Source organism: Streptomyces sp. NPDC017448, assembly GCF_044330565.1.
In the GTDB taxonomy this organism is placed as follows: Bacteria; Actinomycetota; Actinomycetes; order Streptomycetales; family Streptomycetaceae; genus Streptomyces.
Map to the genome: position 1 here is coordinate 126,094 of NZ_JBIRLM010000005.1, position 17,105 is coordinate 143,198.

The window sequence follows — 17,105 nt, forward strand, 5'->3', positions numbered from 1 at the left end:
ATTGGAGGTACGGGCCGTCGGCCGCCCGCCGGCGTCACGGTCCCGTCACTCATCATGCAGACCACAGACAACAGCCTCACCTGGCTCCTGCAGAGGCTGCTCGACCAGACCCCCGGTACGCGGCACGCCCTGGCCCTCTCCCGCGACGGGCTCAAGCTCTGCTGGAGCGAGCACCTGACGCTCGACCAGGCCGACCAACTGGCGGCCATCTGCTCGGGCATGCAGGCGCTGGCGCAGGGGGCCTCCATCGAGTTCGGCGACGGCTCCGGCGGCGTACGGCACTCGATGACCGAGTTCCACGGCGGCCTGCTCTTCATCGTCGAGGCCGGTGAGGGGGCGCATCTGGCCGTCGTCGCCACGGAAGAGGCCGACCCCAGCATCGTGGGGAACCAGATGACGCAGATGGTCGAGCAGATCGGCGAACACCTGCGCGCCGCGCCCCGGGCCGCCGCGCCTCACTCCCCCCGGCACCGCGGCACCGGCCCCGTGCCCCGGGGCGCCGCCCCGGGAGGCACGTCACCCGGGAGCGGCACGTCCCCGGGGAGGGAGTCGTGACCCGTCGGCCCGTCGACACCGGCGCCCCCGACCGGCTCTACACGGTCACCGGGGGCCGCAGCCGGGCCGCGGACTCCTTCGACCTGGTGACCCTGGTGGTCAGCGAGTGCCGGCCCACCACCGGCATGCAGTCGGAGCACGCGCGCATCCTCGACCTGTGCACGCACCCGACCGCCGTCGTGGAGATCGCCGCCGAACTCGGCCTGCCCGTCACCGTGGTGCGCATCCTCCTCGACGACCTCCACGTCATGGGCCGGATCACCGCCCGCCACCCCCGCGCGGCCACCTCGGCCGCCGCACTGCCCGACTCCGAACTGCTGATGGAGGTGCTCCATGGTCTCCGGAAGCTGTGAACTGCCGGCCCAGCGCACACCGCTGGCCGACGCGGCCGAGACCGGCCTGAAGATAGTCGTCGTCGGAGGGTTCGGCGTCGGCAAGACCACGCTCGTCCGCTCGGTGAGCGAGATCCGGCCGCTGAACACCGAAGAGGTCATGACGCAGGCGGGCGTCGGCGTCGACGAGACGAGCGGCGTCGACGGCAAGACGACCACCACGGTCGCCTTCGACTTCGGCCGCATCAGCCTCAACGAGCGGATCGTGCTGTACCTGTTCGGCGCGCCGGGGCAGGAACGGTTCTGGTTCCTGTGGGACCGCCTGTTCTCCGGCACGCTCGGCGCGGTCGTCCTGGTGGACACCCGCCGGATGGACGACTCCTGGTACGCGATCGACCGGCTGGAGCACCACGGCACCCCGTTCGTGGTGGCGGTCAACCGCTTCGACGACGACGTCGCCCACTCCCTCGACGAGATCCGTCAAGCCCTGGCGCTGCCCGAGCACGTCCCCATGGTCGACTGCGACGCCCGGGTCCGGAAGTCCAGCAAGAACGTACTGATCACGCTCGTCGACCATCTGCGCACGATGGCCATCGCCCGGGAGACGACACCATGACCACCTCCGATCCCTCCTACGACTTCGCCCTCGGCTCGTCCTTCGACCCGGGCCCCGGCCCCACAGCCCCCGCCGACCCCGCTCCCGCCCCCGGCTGCCCGGTCGGCTCCGGTGCCGTGCGCCTCGCCGGCGCCTCGTACCAGCAGACGCCCACCGAGCTCTACCGGTCGCTGCGGCGGGAGCACGGGCCGGTGGCGCCGGTCCTGCTGGACGGGGACGTCCCGGCCTGGCTGGTGCTCGGCTACTCCGAGCTGTCCTACGTCACCACGCACGACGAGCTGTTCGCGCGGGACTCGCGCCGCTGGAACCAGTGGGACAGCATTCCGCCGGACTGGCCGCTGCTGCCGTTCGTCGGGTACCAGCCGTCGGTCCTGTTCACCGAGGGCGACGAGCACCGGCGCAGGGCCGGGGTCATCACCGAAGCCCTGGAGGGCGTGGACCAGTTCGAGCTGGCGCGGGACTGCCGGCGGATCGCGGACCGGCTGATCGCGGGCTTCTCCGGCAGCGGCCGGACGGAGTTGATGCACAGCTACGTCCACGCCCTGCCGATGCGGGCGGTGGTGCAGATGTGCGGTATGCCGGTGTCGGGCGAGGACACCCAGCGGCTGGTGGACGATCTGCGGATCTCGCTGGACGCCGACGAGGGGGACGACCCGGTGGCCGCGTACGGGCGGGTCGGGGACCGGCTGCGCCAACTGGTCACGGACAAGCGGGCGGCCCCCGGGCCCGACGTCACCTCCCGCATGGTGACGCACGAGGCGGGCCTCACGGACGAGGAGATCGTCCAGGACCTGATCTCGGTGATCGCGGCGGCCCAGCAGCCCACCGCCAACTGGATCTGCAACACGCTGCGGCTGCTCCTGACCGACGAGCGCTTCGCGGTGAACGTCTCCGGCGGCCGGCTCAGCGTCGGCGAGGCGCTCAACGAGGTGCTGTGGCTGGACACCCCGACGCAGAACTTCATCGGCCGGTGGGCCGTGCGGGACACCCAGCTCGGCGGCCGGCACATCCGGGCCGGCGACTGCCTGGTCCTGGGTCTCGCGGCGGCCAACACCGACCCGGAGATCTGGCCGGAGTCGTACGTCGGGGCGGAGAACTCCGCGCACCTGTCGTTCAGCAGCGGCGAGCACCGCTGCCCCTACCCCGCCCCGCTGCTGGCCGACGTGATGGCCCGTACGGCGGTGGAGACGCTGCTGGAGCACCTGCCGGACCTGATGCTGGCGGTCGAACCCGAGGAGCTGGTCTGGCGGCCGTCGATCTGGATGCGCGGGCTCTCGGAGCTTCCGGTGCAGTTCAGCCCGGTGGCGCAGTAGGACGCGCGCCCCTTCGGCCGGGGCGGCGGACCACACCTCTTCGCCCGCGGGTGCGGCAGACCACGCCCCTTCGTCCCCGGGCGAAGGGGCGTGATGAGGGGAGGGCCGGTCAGCCGGAGACCGGCGTGAACCGGACCGGCAGGCTCTGCGGTCCCCGGGTGAAGACGCCGTGCTCGACCGGGTCGAAGCCGTCCGCCGGCCGCAGGTCCGGCATGGCGTCCAGCAGCTGGCCCACCCCGATCTCCACCTCGGACCTGGCCAGCAGGGCGCCCACGCAGAAGTGCCGGCCCAGGGCGAAGGCGAGGTGGTCGGCCGCCGCCGAGAAGGCGTTCGTGGCGGACAGGTCCTCGCGGAAGATGTCGAAGGTGTCGGGGTTCCGGTAGCGCTCCTCGTCCCGGTTGGCGGACCCGATCAGGCAGGTCACCGTGGAGCCCGCCGGTACGGTGCCGCCGCTCAGCTCCACGTCCGACGCCGCCTGCCGCATGATCATGTGCACCGGGGGCGTGTAGCGCAGGGTCTCGGCGAAGGCACGGGCTATCAGGCTCCGGTCGGCGCGGACCGCCTCCAACTGCTCGGGGTGGGTCAGCAGGTTGGCGAAGATCCCGGCGATGGCCTTGTCGGTGGTCTCCCCGCCGGCCGCCAGCAGCAGACTGCAGAACGCCTTGACGTCCTCGTCGCTCATCCGGACGCCGTCGACCTCCGCGGTGCAGAGCGTCGACAGGAGGTCGTCACCCGGCTCCTCGCGCCGCTTGCGGATGATCGGCAGCATGTAGGCGGCGAACTCGACGCGGGTGCGTTCGCCCGCCCGTGCCACGTCCTGATCTCCGGAGAGGTTTCCGAGAAAGGCGATGACGGCCGTGTACCACCCGTGAAAACGTTCGTAGTCGGACTTGTCCAGCCCCAGCATGTCCGCAATGACGTTCACCGGAAAGCGGGTGGCGTAGTCGGCGACCAGATCCACGGAGCCGGAGTGCCGGAACCCGTCGATCAATTCGCGCGAATTGCGCTCGATGACCGGCAAGAACTTGTCCCGCAGGTCGCTCCCCCGGAAAGCGGGCGCGACCAGGGCCCGGCGCACGGCGTGTTCGCGCCCGCTGAGCTGGAGAATCGTCCGCCCGTGCACCGGTTCGATCTGCCAGTCGTAGTTCTCGGTGGTGAATTCACCGGCTTTGTCCTTGAAGACGCGCTCGACGTCCTCGTAACGGGAGACGATGTAACTCCTGGTGGCCTCGTGCCACAGGAGCGGCGTGTCCTGCCGCATGCTGCGATATGCCCGATACGGGTCGCTCTCGAACTCGGGCGACAGAATGTCCGGCACGGTGACCGACATGAACCCTCCCAGCTGAACAGGGAAATGGATACGTGTGAACTGAACGCTTCCATCTGTTCCCCGGAACACGTGTTCGTCAAGGGTTGCCGCCCGTTGCGACCGGCCCGGCTCCGGCATCGGAGCACCCGATGCGGAAGGGCGGCCACCCCTCCGGGGGCGCGCCGCCCGGGCGCGAGCCGCTCAGTCCTCCGCCCCCTCGCCCGACGACGTCACCCGCCCCGTCAGCGCCGCCAGGGAGCTGCGCACATGCGCCATGTGGGCCTGGACCTCCTCGCGGCCCTCCTCGTGCTCCCGCAGAATCCGCTCCGTCTCCCGGACCACCCGCTCCTCCCGGACCCGGGCCTCGGCCAGCAGCTCCGCCGCCCGCGCCTCCGCGTCCTCCTGGCCGTGCCGGGCGGCCTCCTGCGCGGCGGCGAGCTTCCGGCCCGCCTCCGCCAGCAGCGCCTCCGCCCGCCCGGTCAGCTCCGCGTGCCGGGCCTCCAGCGCCGCCTCCTCGGCCGCCAGCTCCGCCTCGACCGCCTTGCGGCGCTCGGCGTGCTCCTGCTCCTGGTGGGCCAGCACGCTCGCCGTACGCTCACGGGTCTCCGCCATCGCCGCGGCCGCCGCCGACCGCACCTCCTCGGCGTCCTGCCGGGCCGCAGCCAGCAGGCCCTCCGCCTCCCGGACCGCCGCCGCCACCCGCTCCTCGGCCGCCAGCCCGGCCGCCGCGCGCACCTCGGCCGCCGCCGCACGCGCCGCCTCCCCGGCCGCCCGGCCCGCCGCCTCGGCCTCGTCCCGCAACGCCTGGCCGGCCTCCAGCGCCTCGGCCTCCAGCGCCCGCGCCTCCTCCTCGGCCAGAGCCAGAATCCGCTGCGCCCGCTCCCCCAGCTCCGCGTAGTCCTGCACGGGCAGAGCCGCCACGGCCTCCGCCAGCCGGGCCGCCTCCGCCCCCAGCTCCTCCACCCGGTCCGTCAGCCGGGCGACCTCGGCGAGCGCCCGGTCCCGTTCGGCCGTCAGCTCGGCCGTCGCCCGGTCCACCTGGTCGGGACGGTAACCCCGCCCCCGCAACCCGACGACGTCGTACGCGGACACCGGTCCAGCACTCATCCCTGAAGCCTCTCTCCGAGCAACCGACCCACCGACCCGCACATCCACAGACCCACCGGCGCGCACCGCCGGATCACGATCACGACACCCCGCGATACGTCAAGGATGCGGCAATTCGTGTCGGAAGTCGGAATCGATCAGCGCCATTCAGGCCGGAAGCGATCGGCATCACAGATCCGGGCGAACCGGCATCACCGGTGCACCGGCCCCGCACACGGCGAGGCGCCCGGCCCCTTCCGGGACCGGGCGCCTCGAACAGACCGACGGAATCGAGCCGCCGGAACGGACCGCCGGACCGTCAGATCAGGCCGTCCCACATCTGCTCCAGCAGCACCGACCACCAGCTCTCCGGCGACGCCAGCGCCGCCGGGTCCAACGCCACCAGCTGTGCCTGAAAATCGACGGTCCAGCGCCCCGCCTGCTCCGGATTCAACCCGAACCGCAGCCGCCACATCCGGCCCAGCAGCGCCATCGACCGCACGAACTCCGGCAGGCCGGTGTTCACGAACTGCGGCGGCGCCGACTGTCCGCCCGGCCCCGCCTCCACCGGCACGGCCACGATGTTCGCCGTCCCGTACTGCACGCAGACCGCCTTGCCGAAGTCCGTACCCATCACCAGGTACGACCCCGCGTCCGGCGCGGCCTGCACCTGCCGCTGCGCCGCCAGCTCGGCCAGGGTCGGCACCACCGGCTGCCCCGGCTGCGCCCAGAAGAACGGCCCGAAATCGGCGGGCAGCCCCGCCCACACCAGGGTCCGCGCCACGACCTCCGGCACCCCCTGACGGGACACCGCCCGCTGGTCGAACCGGAGGACGCCCTGCGGCCCGAACGCCTGCACCAGCTCCTCGGCCACCGCCTCCGGCGGCAGCGCGGGCGCGGGCGGCATCTGCGGCAGCGGCGCCCGCACCGGGGCGGGCCGGGCCGGGCCGTCCGCGACCTGGTGCAGCTCGCCCTGGTGCGTCAGCAGGTGCTGCATCCCCTGCTGCCGACTGGCGTGGTCCGTGCCGTACGGGGCGACGCTGGTGATCCGCACCTGCGGCCAGGTCTCCCTGATCATCCGCGCGCAGTACCCCCCCGGCAGCTCACAGGACTCCAGCTCCGTGTGGAGCTCGATGACCTGCTGCGGCGGCACGTTCATCGCCCGCAGCTCGTGCAGCATCTGCCACTCGGGGTGCGGGGTTCCCGGCGCCGAGCGGCGGATCAGCTGCTGCTCGCTGCCGTCCGGCGCCCGGAACCGCAGCACGGCCTGGTAGCCGGGGCCCACGGTCGGCTGACCGGTCGGCTGCTGCGGATAGCCGTACGCCGGGGGCGGCGGGGTGTGCGCACCGGGCGGCGGCAGGGGCCCGCCCGGCGGCGGACCGGGCGGACCCGGCGGCCGCGGTACGGAACCGGGGGCCCCGCCCGGCGAACCTCCCGGCGGACCGACCTGCCCCGGGGCCGCGAACATCGTCTCCGCCTGGTGCACCCCGCCGCCCGGAGGCGGCGTGGCGCCCGGCGGCGGACCGGGCGGGCCCGGCGGGCCGGGAGGCTGCGGCGCGCCCGGGGCTCCGGGCGGGCCGGGCGGCTGCGGGGCCCCCGGAGCGCCCGGCGGCCGGGGCGGGCCCGGAACGCCCGCGCCGATGCTGCTCCCGTCCGCGAGCATCGTCGCGGCATGGTGCACCCCGCCGCCCGGAGGCGGCGTGGCGCCGGGAGGCCCGGGCGGAGCCGGCGGGCCGGGGGGCGGCGTGGCGCCCGGCGGACCGGGCGGGGCCGGGGGGGCGGCCCCGGGCGGCCCGAGCTGGGAGACCAGCTGCGTCGGTACGTATCCGCCCGCCGGAGCACCGGGCGCGCCCGGGCCCGACGGCGGCGGCGTCGCGCCAGGCGGCATGCCGGGAACCCCCGGCGCGCCGGGCGGCGGCGGGGTGGACGGGCCGCCCCCGCGCGCCCCGCGCGGCGGCACCGCGGCCTTGCTCGTGGCCGCGTCGGCGATGTCGTCCGCCGCCGGGGGCCCCTCGTCCGGCCGGAGCGCCGGCGCGACCTGCGTACGCGGCAGCCGGCTGCCCCCCGCCATCAGCGCGGTGGGCGCCTCCGCCGGGACCACCGGCGGCGGGGCCTCCTCGTCGTCCGACCCCGACAGCGGCGGTGCGAACACCGTCGCGGGCAGGGGGACCGCCCCGTCGTCGGAGTCGGAATTGGTGTCCGTACCCGCCCAGGGGGTCGCCCCGGCGGGCACCCCGTCCGAGGCCGTGGGCTCGTAGCCCTCGGCCCCGCCGGCGGCGGGCCACGACGCCGCGGAGCCGCCGGCGGAGGAAGGAGGAGGCGTTCCCCCCGCCCCGGGCGCCCCGCCCGGCGCCGACGAGGACCCGGTCGAAGCCGGGGCCGGGGACGGGGACGAGGACGGGGACGGCTCCGGGGACGGGGACGGCTCCGCGGACTCCGCCCCGCCCCGCTCCGCACGGTGATCCGGAATCCCCAGCTTGTCAGCCGCCTCCTGGAGCCACTCCGGCGGCGTCAACAGGAACGACGTCTGGTTCAGATCCACCCGCTGCGGCGGCTCCGGCGCGGCCTCCGGCGCACCGGCCGCGACCCCGTACTCCTCCTCGTACCGCCGGATCACCTCGCCCACCGGCAGCCCCGGCCACAACGTCGCCTCACCGCTGTCCCGGGCGATCACCAGCCGCTGACGGCCCCCGTCCGAGACAGGTCCCTCCGGCCGGTCCTCGGCCCACACCACGAAACCCAGTTCGAACTCGCGGACCCGTACCTCACGGTGCTGGTACGCGGGCACCTCCCCGTTGACCCACTCGTCCGCCCGCTCCTGCGCCTGCGCGAAAGTCACCACCGCGCTCACCCCTCCACCGGGACGACGCGCGCGAAGCCGCCGTCCACCATCAGGTTCGCCACGGTCTCCAGCTCCGGCGGGTTGCCCGCCAGCCGCTGCAGGAACGCGTCGAAGTCCTCACCGCAGGGCAGCAGCAGCCGCTCCACGCGCTCCTGGACACTCCAACCGTCCCGGTCCCGGGCATCGTCGTACGGGCAGAACCACACCGAACCCGGACGCTGACCGCGCACCTTCACCGCCACGATCCCGCCCTGGACGAACGCCACACCCAGGTAGTCCTTGGTGAAGTGGTCCCGCAGGCACTTGTTCACGTACACCAGATCGTTCATCGCGGCCTCGTCGCGCACCGTGAAGAACGGCTGGTCCACCAGCAGCCCCAGCTCCGCGTCCAACGCCGCGCCCACCGGGGCCGAACCGCCCGCCGCCTTCAGGAACGAGCGGTACGCGCCGGGCAGCCGGTACCCGAGGTCCTCCTCGACCCCCTGCACCTGCTGCTCGCTCACCGCCACCGCCCCCTTCGGCAGCCGGAAGTGCGCCGGACGGGTCTCCTGCAACGGGCGCGTACCGCGCCGGTCCTGGTCCACGTCCGTACCCGCCAGCCCGCCGTGATGACGCAGCAGCGCCTTCACCTCCACCGGCACCAGCTCCATCCGCCGGCCACCCGGCACGTGGTGCCACGTCCAGCCGTGCGGGGTCGCCACCGCGGGAATCGTGTCCCACAGCTCGTGCCCGGCCGCCGCCATCGCCGCGTTCGCCGACACGTAATCGGTCAGGCGCAGCTCATCGACACCGAAGCCCGGGGGCGGATCGGCGATCTCCGCCGCGGCGCGCGCGTACGGCGAGAACACCGGGCGGCCGCCCCCGTCCATCCGCACCCCTCCCGGGTGGCGGGACGCCCGGACCGGGTCCGGGAAGTTCACGACCTGCCCGGCGTAGGCGGCGTTCGGTGGCGCGGCTTGCTGCCCGAGCCGACCTGTCGTCATGGCTGTTGCCCCCTGCTGCGTCCGGTGTTGCGCACAGCCTAAGCGGTGGGACGACAGGGCCCCCCGGCTCCGCCGGTACCGTCACCAACGGTCACATCCACGTGACGGTGAGGCGACGGACCGGGGCCTCCGGGCGACACGCGGGCACGTTTCCCCGCCCCCGCTTCCCCACCACCCGGCACATTTGGCAGGCTGTCCCCGCAACTCGGGGGATTGCAGGGAGGGACGTCAGCACGATGCAAACCGCACAAACCGTCACATCAGGGGATCCGCGCCTCAGCTGGAGCAGCACCGAGACCAGCCGCACCCCCCGCCTGATCCACCGCCGCGACGGGATCCTCCCCGCCGTGGCCGCCGCGCTCTCCGTCCGCGGGGAGACGCTGACCTGCACCGCCGGCAAGGGCGACCGGCCACCGGTACTGCACCCGCTCGTCCAGGACTTCCTCGACACCCTCACCAGCGGCCAGCGCGAACGCTTCACCGGCCGCTGCCCCGAAGCCATACTGCTCTCCCGCCGGCTCACCGCCGCCGAGAGCGGACGCTCCAAACGCGCCCAGCGAAAACCCCTCACCAACGGGGAGGCACGGCGCGCCCTCAAACACTCACGGATCACCGCCCGCCGCATCCGCGAGGACGGCGACCCGCTCCACGGCAGCTACGCACCGCCCTGCCGGTCCTGCTCCGCACTCCTGGCCCACTTCGGCGTACGCCCCGTCGACCTCACCACCACCGGCGCCGCGACCACCGCCGAGAAGGGCTGACCGCCCACCGATGCACGACCGCCAGCAGCACACCTCCACCACCCGCTTCTCCGTCGCCGTCGACGCCGCCCTGCGCGACGCCGGCTGGCAGCCGGGCCGCTGGGACATCCGCCAGGCGGAGGAGTGGGCCGACACCCTGCGCTCCCACGCCTCCCCGGCCGGCCACCGGCACGCCGTCCTCCCGGCGGCGGTCGAAGCCTGGGCCGAGTTCGGCGGCCTCCACATCACCGCATCCGCCGCCGGCCGCCACATCGCGCCCGCCACCGTCCACATCGACCCCCTGAGCGGCCTCCACCTGGCCCGTACGCTCGGCGACCTCGGCCGCGCCCTGGAGACGGAGGTCAGTCCGCTCGGGTCGGAGGGCGGGGAACAGGCGGTACTGGCGATCGACGCCGAGGGCCGGGTCTACAGCATCGACCACACCGGCGACTGGTTCCTGGGCCAGGACATCGACGAGGCCCTCTCCACCCTCGTCACCGGCGTCCAACCGTCCCGCCTGACGTCGGCGTAAGCGCGGACGGCCCGCCCGGGGTCCGCGGCCGGAGCTGCCGCCCCGGCCCGTGCGCGCGAGCGCGTGCGGACGGGCCGGAGCAGGCCGGGCCGACCGGGCCGACCGTCAGGCGTCCGCACCGCAGGGAAGCACCGCCGACACCCGGAAGCCCCCCGCCTCGGTCGGACCGGAGACGAAGACGCCCCCCAGCCCGAGCACCCGCTCCCGCATCCCCACCAGTCCGTTCCCCCCGCTCGGCAGCCCCGCGTCCGCCACCGCGACGTCCGAGGGGCCGTTCTCCACCTGCATCGCGACCTCCGCACCCCGGTGCGCGAGCCGCACCCACGTCTTCGCACCCGCCGCGTGCTTGTGCACGTTCGTCAGCGCCTCCTGCACCACCCGGAACGCCGTCTGCTCGACCTCCGGCGGATACGGCCGCGCCTCCCCGTCCACCGACAGCTCGACCACCATCCCCGCCTGCCGCGACTGCGCCACCAGCTCCTCCAGCTCCCGCAGCCGGGGCCCCTCCTCCGAGGCGACGGTCGCGGCGGCCGCGGCGGCGGCCTTCCCCACCGACGCCAGCGGAACCCCGCCCGCCGCCGCGGGCGCCCTCAGCGCCTCCCCCGTACGCAGCACCCCGAGCATCTCGCGCAACTCCGCCAACGCCTGCCGGCCCATGTCCCCCACCAGCGCCGCGTTGCGCACCGCCTTCGCCGGATCCTTCGGCGCCACGGCCTGCAGGGCGGCGGCGTGCACCACCATCAGGCTCACCCGATGGGCGACCACGTCGTGCATCTCCCGGGCGATCCGGGTCCGCTCCTCCGTACGCGCCCACTCGGCCCGCTCCTCGGCCCGGTCCGCGAGCAGCGACAACTCCCGCTCCAGCGAATCGGCCCGCTCCCGCAGGCTCTCCATCAGCCGGCGCCGGGCCCCCGTGTAGAGGCCGAACAGCACCGAGGGCGCCGTCAGCCCCACCGCCATGAAGACCGACATCAGCGGGACGTACCAGTCCCCGGGGCCGAAGTCCGCCTGCTCCGCCACGCTCTGCCGCAGCCGCACGTAGGTGACGATGAACGTCCCCACCAGCGCCATCCCCGCCAGCACGACGGTGATCCGGCGCGGCACCTCCGACGCCGCCAGCGTGTACAGGCCCACGAGGGCCATCAGGAAACCCATCTCGGCGGGCGTCATCGCGATCGTCACGAGCACCACGGCGATCGGCCACCGCCGACGGACCAGCAGCACCGAACCCGCCAGCAGTCCGATCACCACGCCCACCGGCACCGGCAGCCCGGTGTTCCCGGCGAACTCCACCCCCTCCAGGCCACACTCCAGCGCCGAAACCAGCGCCAGTCCCCCGTCCAGGGCGACACTCCGCCGCCGCTCCCACCACCAGTAGCCGCGGGTGGTCGATCCCGCCGCCTCCCGGTCTTCCCCCGTTGCGGTCATGGCATCCAGCCTACGGGCGGACGCACCTCGATTCCGGGGGACCGGCAACAGCACGTGCCGCACTCGAACAAGCACGAAACACCTGCCGATCGCCCGAAATGGCGAACCGCCCATGCTGTCGACCCGGACGTTCGCATTCCGGACGACGATCCCCGTATGACGGAAACCACCAGCAAGTACGCCGACTTCGAGAGCTTACGCGCCCGGGCGGTGGCGCTGCGCCGGGAGGGGTTGAGCGTCCGGCAGATCAGGGACCGGCTGAAGGTCTTCAACAACGACATGCTCCACCGCCTCCTCCAGGGCGAGCCCGCGCCGGAGTGGACGAAGCGCCCCAACGCCAAGGACGACCTGCGGGCCAAGGCCCGGGAGCTGCGGCTCCAGGGGATGACCTACGACCGGATCCAGGTGGAGCTGGGGTGCTCGAAGAGTTCGATCTCGCTCTGGGTACGGGATCTGCCGAAGCCGGAGCGCCGGCGGACGCGGGAGGAGTCCTCCGCGGTCGGGCGGCGCGGCTGGGAAGCGACACTCCAGCGGCGGGACGCCGAGCGCCGGGCGGCGAAACAGAGGGCCGCAGAGGAGATCGGCGCCATGACCGACCGCGAACTCTTCCTGGTGGGCGTCGGCCTCTACTGGGCGGAGGGCTCCAAGTCCAAGCCGTACCGCACCCAGGAGCGGGTCACCTTCGTCAACAGCGACCCCGGCATGGTCAGGGTCTTCCTCGCCTGGCTCCGTCTCCTGGAAGTGGACGACCAGCGCCTCCGCTTCCACGTGCACATCCACGAGTCCGGGGACGTCACGGCAGCCGAGCAGTTCTGGGCCGCCCTCACCGGGGCCGCACCTTCGGCGTTCGGCAAGACGTCGCTCAAGAAGCACTCGCCGAAGACGAACCGGAAGAATGCCGGCGAGCACTACCGGGGCTGCCTGGTGGTACGCGTACGGAAAAGCGCGGAGCTGTACCGTCGCATCGAGGGCTCCTGGTGCGGCATAGTAGGGGCTGCGGAACGCGCCGATCAAGAGAATCGGACATAAACGGCGATACCATCCCGGGTCGTCTAATGGCAGGACAAATGGTTTTGGTCCATTGAATGAGGGTTCGATTCCTTCCCCGGGAGCAGTACGCGCGGGCCCCGACCACACCGGTCGGGGCCCGCCCCCGTTTCCGGTGGAAACACCCCCGGTATCCTGCGGATGACCACCACCCGAAGCCGAAGGGCACATCCGTGAGCGCAACCAGCCCGGCAGCCGTCGTCGTCCTCGCAGCGGGTGAGGGCACCCGCATGAAGTCGAAGACTCCCAAGGTCCTGCACGAGATCTCCGGGCGCTCGCTCGTCGGCCATGTCGTCGCCGCCGCCCGTGAGCTGGACCCCCAGCACCTCGTCGTGGTCGTCGGCCACGCCAGTGAGCAGGTCACCGCGCACCTGAACGCCGGCGAGGCCCCCGTCCGCACCGCCTTCCAGGCCGAGCAGAACGGCACCGGCCACGCCGTCCGCATGGGGCTGGAGGAGCTCGGGGGGGCCGTCGACGGCACCGTGATCGTCGTCTGCGGCGACACTCCGCTGCTCTCCGGCGAGACGCTCGGCGCGCTCGCCGCCACCCACGCCGCCGACGCCAACGCGGTCACCGTCCTGAGCGCCGAGGTCCCCGACTCCACCGGTTACGGGCGCATCGTGCGCGACCCGGCCTCGGGCGCGGTCACCGAGATCGTCGAGCACAAGGACGCCACCGACGAGCAGCGGGCGATCCGGGAGATCAACTCCGGGGTGTTCGCGTTCGACGGGCGGCTGCTGGCCGACGCGCTGGGCAAGGTGCGCACCGACAACAGCCAGGGCGAGGAGTACCTCACCGACGTGCTCTCGATCCTGCGCGAGGCCGGGCACCGGGTCGGGGCGTGCGTGGCGGGCGACCACCGCGAGATCCTCGGGATCAACAACCGCCTCCAGCTCTCCGAGGCGCGCCGGCTGCTGAACGAGCGGCTGCTGGAGCGGGCGATGCTGGCGGGCGTGACCGTGGTGGACCCGGCGTCCACGCTGATCGACGCGACGGTGACGTACGAGCGGGACGCGGTCGTGCACCCGGGGACGCAGCTGCTGGGGACCACCCACCTCGCGGAGGACGCCGAGGTGGGGCCCAACACGCGGCTGAAGGACACCGCCGTGGGGGCCGGGGCGCGGGTGGACAACTCCGTGACCGACTCGGCCGAGATCGGGCCGGGGGCGTCGGTGGGCCCGTACGCGTACCTGCGGCCGGGAACGCGGCTGGGGACGAAGGCCAAGGCCGGCACGTACGTGGAGATGAAGAACGCGACCGTGGGCGAGGGGACGAAGGTCCCCCACCTCAGCTACGTGGGGGACGCGACGATCGGCGACCACACCAACATCGGTGCGGCGAGCGTCTTCGTGAACTACGACGGGGTGGCCAAGCACCACACGACGATCGGCTCCCACTGCCGTACCGGTTCGGACAATATGTTTGTGGCACCTGTCACGGTCGGGGACGGGGTCTACACCGCCGCGGGGTCGGTCATCACCAAGGACGTGCCCGCCGGTTCGCTGGCCGTGGCGCGGGGCCAGCAGCGGAATATCGAGGGTTGGGTGGCCCGGAAGCGGCCGGGCAGCGCCGCCGCGCAGGCCGCTCAGGCGTCGGTGCGGGAGACCGACGGGCAAAGCTGACCGGAAACAGGTGCGCCGGTGACGGCGTACCGTGATAGATGCTCACCCCATTTCGGCTGGCTCGTTGCACATCGGGACCATGCGTGCGGCGCCAGATACATGTCTGAGGAGACTGTGCTGTGACCGGGATCAAGACGACCGGCGAGAAGAAACTGATGCTCTTCTCCGGCCGCGCCCACCCCGAGCTTGCCGAGGAGGTCGCCCATCAGCTGGGAGTCGGTCTTGTGCCGACGAAGGCGTTCGATTTCGCCAACGGTGAGATCTATGTGCGGTTCCAGGAGTCGGCACGTGGCGCGGACTGCTTCCTGATCCAGAGCCACACGGCTCCGATCAACAAGTGGATCATGGAGCAGCTGATCATGCTGGACGCGCTGAAGCGCGCGTCGGCCCGCTCGATCACGGTGATCGTGCCGTTCTACGGGTACGCCCGTCAGGACAAGAAGCACCGGGGCCGTGAGCCGATCTCGGCCCGTCTGGTGGCGGACCTGATGAAGACGGCGGGTGCGGACCGGATCCTCACCGTCGATCTGCACACCGACCAGATCCAGGGCTTCTTCGACGGCCCGGTGGACCACCTGTTCGCGCTGCCGATCCTGGCGGACTACGTGGGCGCGAAGGTGGACCGTTCCAAGCTGACGATCGTCTCGCCGGACGCGGGCCGGGTGCGGGTCGCCGACCGCTGGTGCGACCGGCTGGACGCGCCGCTGGCGATCGTGCACAAGCGCCGCGACAAGGACGTGCCGAACCAGGTCTCCGTCCACGAGGTCGTCGGCAACGTCGAGGGCCGGGTCTGCGTGCTGGTCGACGACATGATCGACACCGGTGGCACGATCTGCGCCGCGGCGGACGCCCTGTTCGCGCACGGGGCGGCGGACGTCATCGTGACGGCGACGCACGGGGTGCTGTCGGGTCCGGCGGCGGACCGGCTGAAGAACTCGAAGGTGAGCGAGTTCGTCTTCACGGACACGCTGCCGACCCCGGGCGAGCTGGAGCTGGACAAGATCACGGTGCTGTCGATCGCGCCGACGATCGCGCGTGCGGTGCGCGAGGTGTTCGAGGACGGTTCGGTGACGAGCCTCTTCGAGGAGCAGGGCTGACAGGGGTGGTGATCGCCCTCTGGTGATCCACTTTGGGGTGCGGCCTCCCCGCCGGGTAGACTCAGCGAGTTGCTCGGCGAGGGAGGCCGTACCTGTGTACGGCGGTCCGTTATCGACGCGCTCTTCGTAGCAGGCCTGTCGTGGGCCGGGTGACCGTTCGTGTTCCGTCTTCCGACGGCCCACCCCATCTGACGAGGAGTGCAACCATGGCTGAGATCAAGCTCGCCAGCGAGGTCCGTACCGAGTTCGGCAAGGGCGCCGCCCGCCGCGTCCGCCGTGCCGACCGGGTTCCCGGTGTCGTCTACGGCCACGGCGCCGAGCCGGTCCACGTCACGCTGCCCGGCCACGACCTGCTGCTCGCGCTGCGTACGGCCAACGTGCTGATCGGTCTGGAGATCGACGGCAAGGACGCGCTGGTCATCCCGAAGGCCGTGCAGCGCCACCCCCTCAAGGGCACCATCGAGCACGTCGACCTGCTGACCGTGAAGCGCGGCGAGAAGGTCGAGGTCGAGATCGCGGTGCACACCGAGGGCGACCTGGCTCCGGGCTCCAACCTGCTGGAGTTCGTCCAGAACACGCTGCTGGTCGAGGCCGAGGCCACCCACATCCCCGAGTCCGTCACGGTCTCCGTCGCGGGCCTGGACGCCGGTGACTCGATCCTCGCCAAGGACATCGCGCTGCCCAAGGGTTCGGTGCTGGCCGGCGACGAGGACGCCATCGTGATCCAGGTCGTCGCCGCGCAGGCCGAGGAGCCGGCCGCGGGCGAGGCCGCCGAGGGCGAGAGCACCGAGGCCTGAGCCTCGTCCCCCTCCGTCGCGCCGGCTCCGGCCGCGTGACGTGTTCCACCTGGTTGACTGACGGGGTGGTGGTTCCCTGCGGGGAGCCGCCGCCCCGTTCGCCTGCCGTCCCGCTTGTACGCGTATGAGGAGACCGAGCGCTGATGTCCGACGCCACCGACCCCTGGCTCATCGTGGGCCTGGGCAACCCCGGCCCCGATTACGCGGCGAACCGGCACAACGTCGGGTTCATGACCGTCGATCTGCTGGCCGGGCGGATCGGCGGGAAGTTCAAGCGGGCGCAGAAGGCGCAGGCGCAGGTGGTGGAGGGGCGGATCGGTCCGCCGGGTCCGGCGAGCCGGCGGGTGGTGCTGGTGAAGCCGATGTCGTACATGAACCTGTCGGGCGGGCCGGTGACGGCGCTGCGGGACTTCTACAAGGTGCCGCTGGACCATGTGGTGGCGGTCCACGACGAGTTGGACGTGGAGTACGGGTCGCTGCGGTTGAAGCTGGGCGGCGGGGACAACGGGCACAACGGGCTGAAGTCGATGACGAAGGCAATGGGTCCGGACTACCACCGGGTGCGGTTCGGGATCGGGCGGCCGCCGGGGCGGATGCAGGTGGCGGACTTCGTGCTGAAGGACTTCTCCTCTACGGAGCGCAAGGAGTTGGCGTTTCTGGTGGACCGGTCGGCGGACGCGGTGGAGTGCCTGCTGGCGGAGGGGCTGGAGCGGGCGCAGAGCGCGTACAACTCCTGAGGTCCCGCCCCGGTCCGGCGAGGGGGCGGGTGTCGGGCGCAACTCCTGACATTCCTGGTGGTGGTGGGG

General features: G+C 72.7%; 16 protein-coding genes and 1 tRNA gene. 12 read left to right on the forward strand and 5 right to left on the reverse strand.

Going from position 1 to position 17,105, the window contains the following annotated elements:
- The first annotated feature begins 54 nt into the window (after window positions 1-54).
- From ACH4K1_RS11230 to ACH4K1_RS11245, 4 genes are read left to right on the forward strand one after another with little or no spacing between them, the layout of a single operon-like run.
- Entirely contained in the window at window positions 55-555 is a 501-nt protein-coding gene (locus ACH4K1_RS11230) for a roadblock/LC7 domain-containing protein (RefSeq protein ID WP_398088558.1), read from the forward strand.
- Window positions 552-908 (forward strand): DUF742 domain-containing protein, encoded by a 357-nt coding sequence (locus ACH4K1_RS11235; protein ID WP_398088560.1) that lies wholly within the window; start codon window positions 552-554, stop codon window positions 906-908. Before ACH4K1_RS11230 ends, ACH4K1_RS11235 begins: the two co-directional genes overlap by 4 nt.
- On the forward strand, window positions 889-1,503 hold the full coding sequence (locus tag ACH4K1_RS11240) for an ATP/GTP-binding protein (protein ID WP_073771266.1): 615 nt from the start codon (window positions 889-891) through the stop codon (window positions 1,501-1,503). The genes ACH4K1_RS11235 and ACH4K1_RS11240 overlap by 20 nt, the downstream gene beginning before the upstream one ends.
- Window positions 1,500-2,816: a cytochrome P450 gene (locus tag ACH4K1_RS11245; RefSeq protein WP_398088561.1), complete on the forward strand. Its 1,317-nt coding sequence runs from the start codon at window positions 1,500-1,502 to the stop codon at window positions 2,814-2,816. Before ACH4K1_RS11240 ends, ACH4K1_RS11245 begins: the two co-directional genes overlap by 4 nt.
- Before the next feature lie 109 nt (window positions 2,817-2,925).
- On the opposite strand, the gene ACH4K1_RS11250 is transcribed toward ACH4K1_RS11245, so the two are convergent.
- From ACH4K1_RS11250 to ACH4K1_RS11265, 4 genes are all read right to left on the reverse strand, one after another.
- A complete protein-coding gene (locus ACH4K1_RS11250) occupies window positions 2,926-4,077 on the reverse strand; it encodes a cytochrome P450 (protein ID WP_398088856.1) in 1,152 nt (383 codons plus the stop codon).
- 249 nt (window positions 4,078-4,326) lie between these two features.
- A complete protein-coding gene (locus ACH4K1_RS11255) occupies window positions 4,327-5,232 on the reverse strand; it encodes a cellulose-binding protein (protein WP_398088563.1) in 906 nt (301 codons plus the stop codon).
- Window positions 5,233-5,530: 298 nt separating this feature from the next.
- Window positions 5,531-8,053 carry an SUKH-4 family immunity protein gene (locus ACH4K1_RS11260; protein WP_398088565.1) on the reverse strand — a complete coding sequence of 841 codons (2,523 nt, stop codon included), beginning with the start codon at window positions 8,051-8,053 and terminating at the stop codon, window positions 5,531-5,533.
- 5 nt (window positions 8,054-8,058) lie between these two features.
- Window positions 8,059-9,036 (reverse strand): SMI1/KNR4 family protein, encoded by a 978-nt coding sequence (locus ACH4K1_RS11265; RefSeq protein ID WP_228990913.1) that lies wholly within the window; start codon window positions 9,034-9,036, stop codon window positions 8,059-8,061.
- Window positions 9,037-9,272: 236 nt separating this feature from the next.
- On the opposite strand from ACH4K1_RS11265, the gene ACH4K1_RS11270 reads away from it, so the two are divergent.
- Together ACH4K1_RS11270 and ACH4K1_RS11275 are read left to right on the forward strand one after the other, a co-directional pair.
- Window positions 9,273-9,797: a YwqJ-related putative deaminase gene (locus tag ACH4K1_RS11270; RefSeq protein ID WP_398088567.1), complete on the forward strand. Its 525-nt coding sequence runs from the start codon at window positions 9,273-9,275 to the stop codon at window positions 9,795-9,797.
- Window positions 9,798-9,807: 10 nt separating this feature from the next.
- On the forward strand, window positions 9,808-10,308 hold the full coding sequence (locus ACH4K1_RS11275; RefSeq protein ID WP_398088569.1) for an SUKH-3 domain-containing protein: 501 nt from the start codon (window positions 9,808-9,810) through the stop codon (window positions 10,306-10,308).
- A gap of 105 nt (window positions 10,309-10,413) precedes the next feature.
- Here ACH4K1_RS11275 and ACH4K1_RS11280 read toward each other — a convergent pair whose 3' ends face one another.
- Entirely contained in the window at window positions 10,414-11,736 is a 1,323-nt protein-coding gene (locus ACH4K1_RS11280) for a sensor histidine kinase (RefSeq protein WP_398088571.1), read from the reverse strand.
- A 156-nt stretch (window positions 11,737-11,892) separates the two neighbouring features.
- Here ACH4K1_RS11280 and ACH4K1_RS11285 point away from each other — a divergent pair, with 156 nt between their 5' ends.
- The 6 genes from ACH4K1_RS11285 (at window position 11,893) to pth (ending at window position 17,036) form a co-directional block, all read left to right on the forward strand.
- Window positions 11,893-12,765, forward strand: a complete 873-nt coding sequence (locus ACH4K1_RS11285; RefSeq protein WP_398088573.1) for a hypothetical protein — start codon at window positions 11,893-11,895, stop codon at window positions 12,763-12,765.
- Between the two features lie 12 nt (window positions 12,766-12,777).
- Window positions 12,778-12,848: transfer RNA gene (locus ACH4K1_RS11290), tRNA-Gln, on the forward strand.
- A 108-nt stretch (window positions 12,849-12,956) separates the two neighbouring features.
- Window positions 12,957-14,405: a bifunctional UDP-N-acetylglucosamine diphosphorylase/glucosamine-1-phosphate N-acetyltransferase GlmU gene (gene glmU / locus ACH4K1_RS11295; protein ID WP_398088575.1), complete on the forward strand. Its 1,449-nt coding sequence runs from the start codon at window positions 12,957-12,959 to the stop codon at window positions 14,403-14,405.
- 119 nt (window positions 14,406-14,524) lie between these two features.
- Window positions 14,525-15,502 (forward strand): ribose-phosphate diphosphokinase, encoded by a 978-nt coding sequence (locus ACH4K1_RS11300; RefSeq protein WP_073771276.1) that lies wholly within the window; start codon window positions 14,525-14,527, stop codon window positions 15,500-15,502.
- 206 nt (window positions 15,503-15,708) lie between these two features.
- Window positions 15,709-16,299: a 50S ribosomal protein L25/general stress protein Ctc gene (locus ACH4K1_RS11305; RefSeq protein ID WP_398088577.1), complete on the forward strand. Its 591-nt coding sequence runs from the start codon at window positions 15,709-15,711 to the stop codon at window positions 16,297-16,299.
- Window positions 16,300-16,442: 143 nt separating this feature from the next.
- Complete coding sequence (gene pth, locus ACH4K1_RS11310) at window positions 16,443-17,036, forward strand: aminoacyl-tRNA hydrolase (protein WP_398088579.1); 594 nt, start codon at window positions 16,443-16,445, stop codon at window positions 17,034-17,036.
- Window positions 17,037-17,105: the final 69 nt, after the last annotated feature.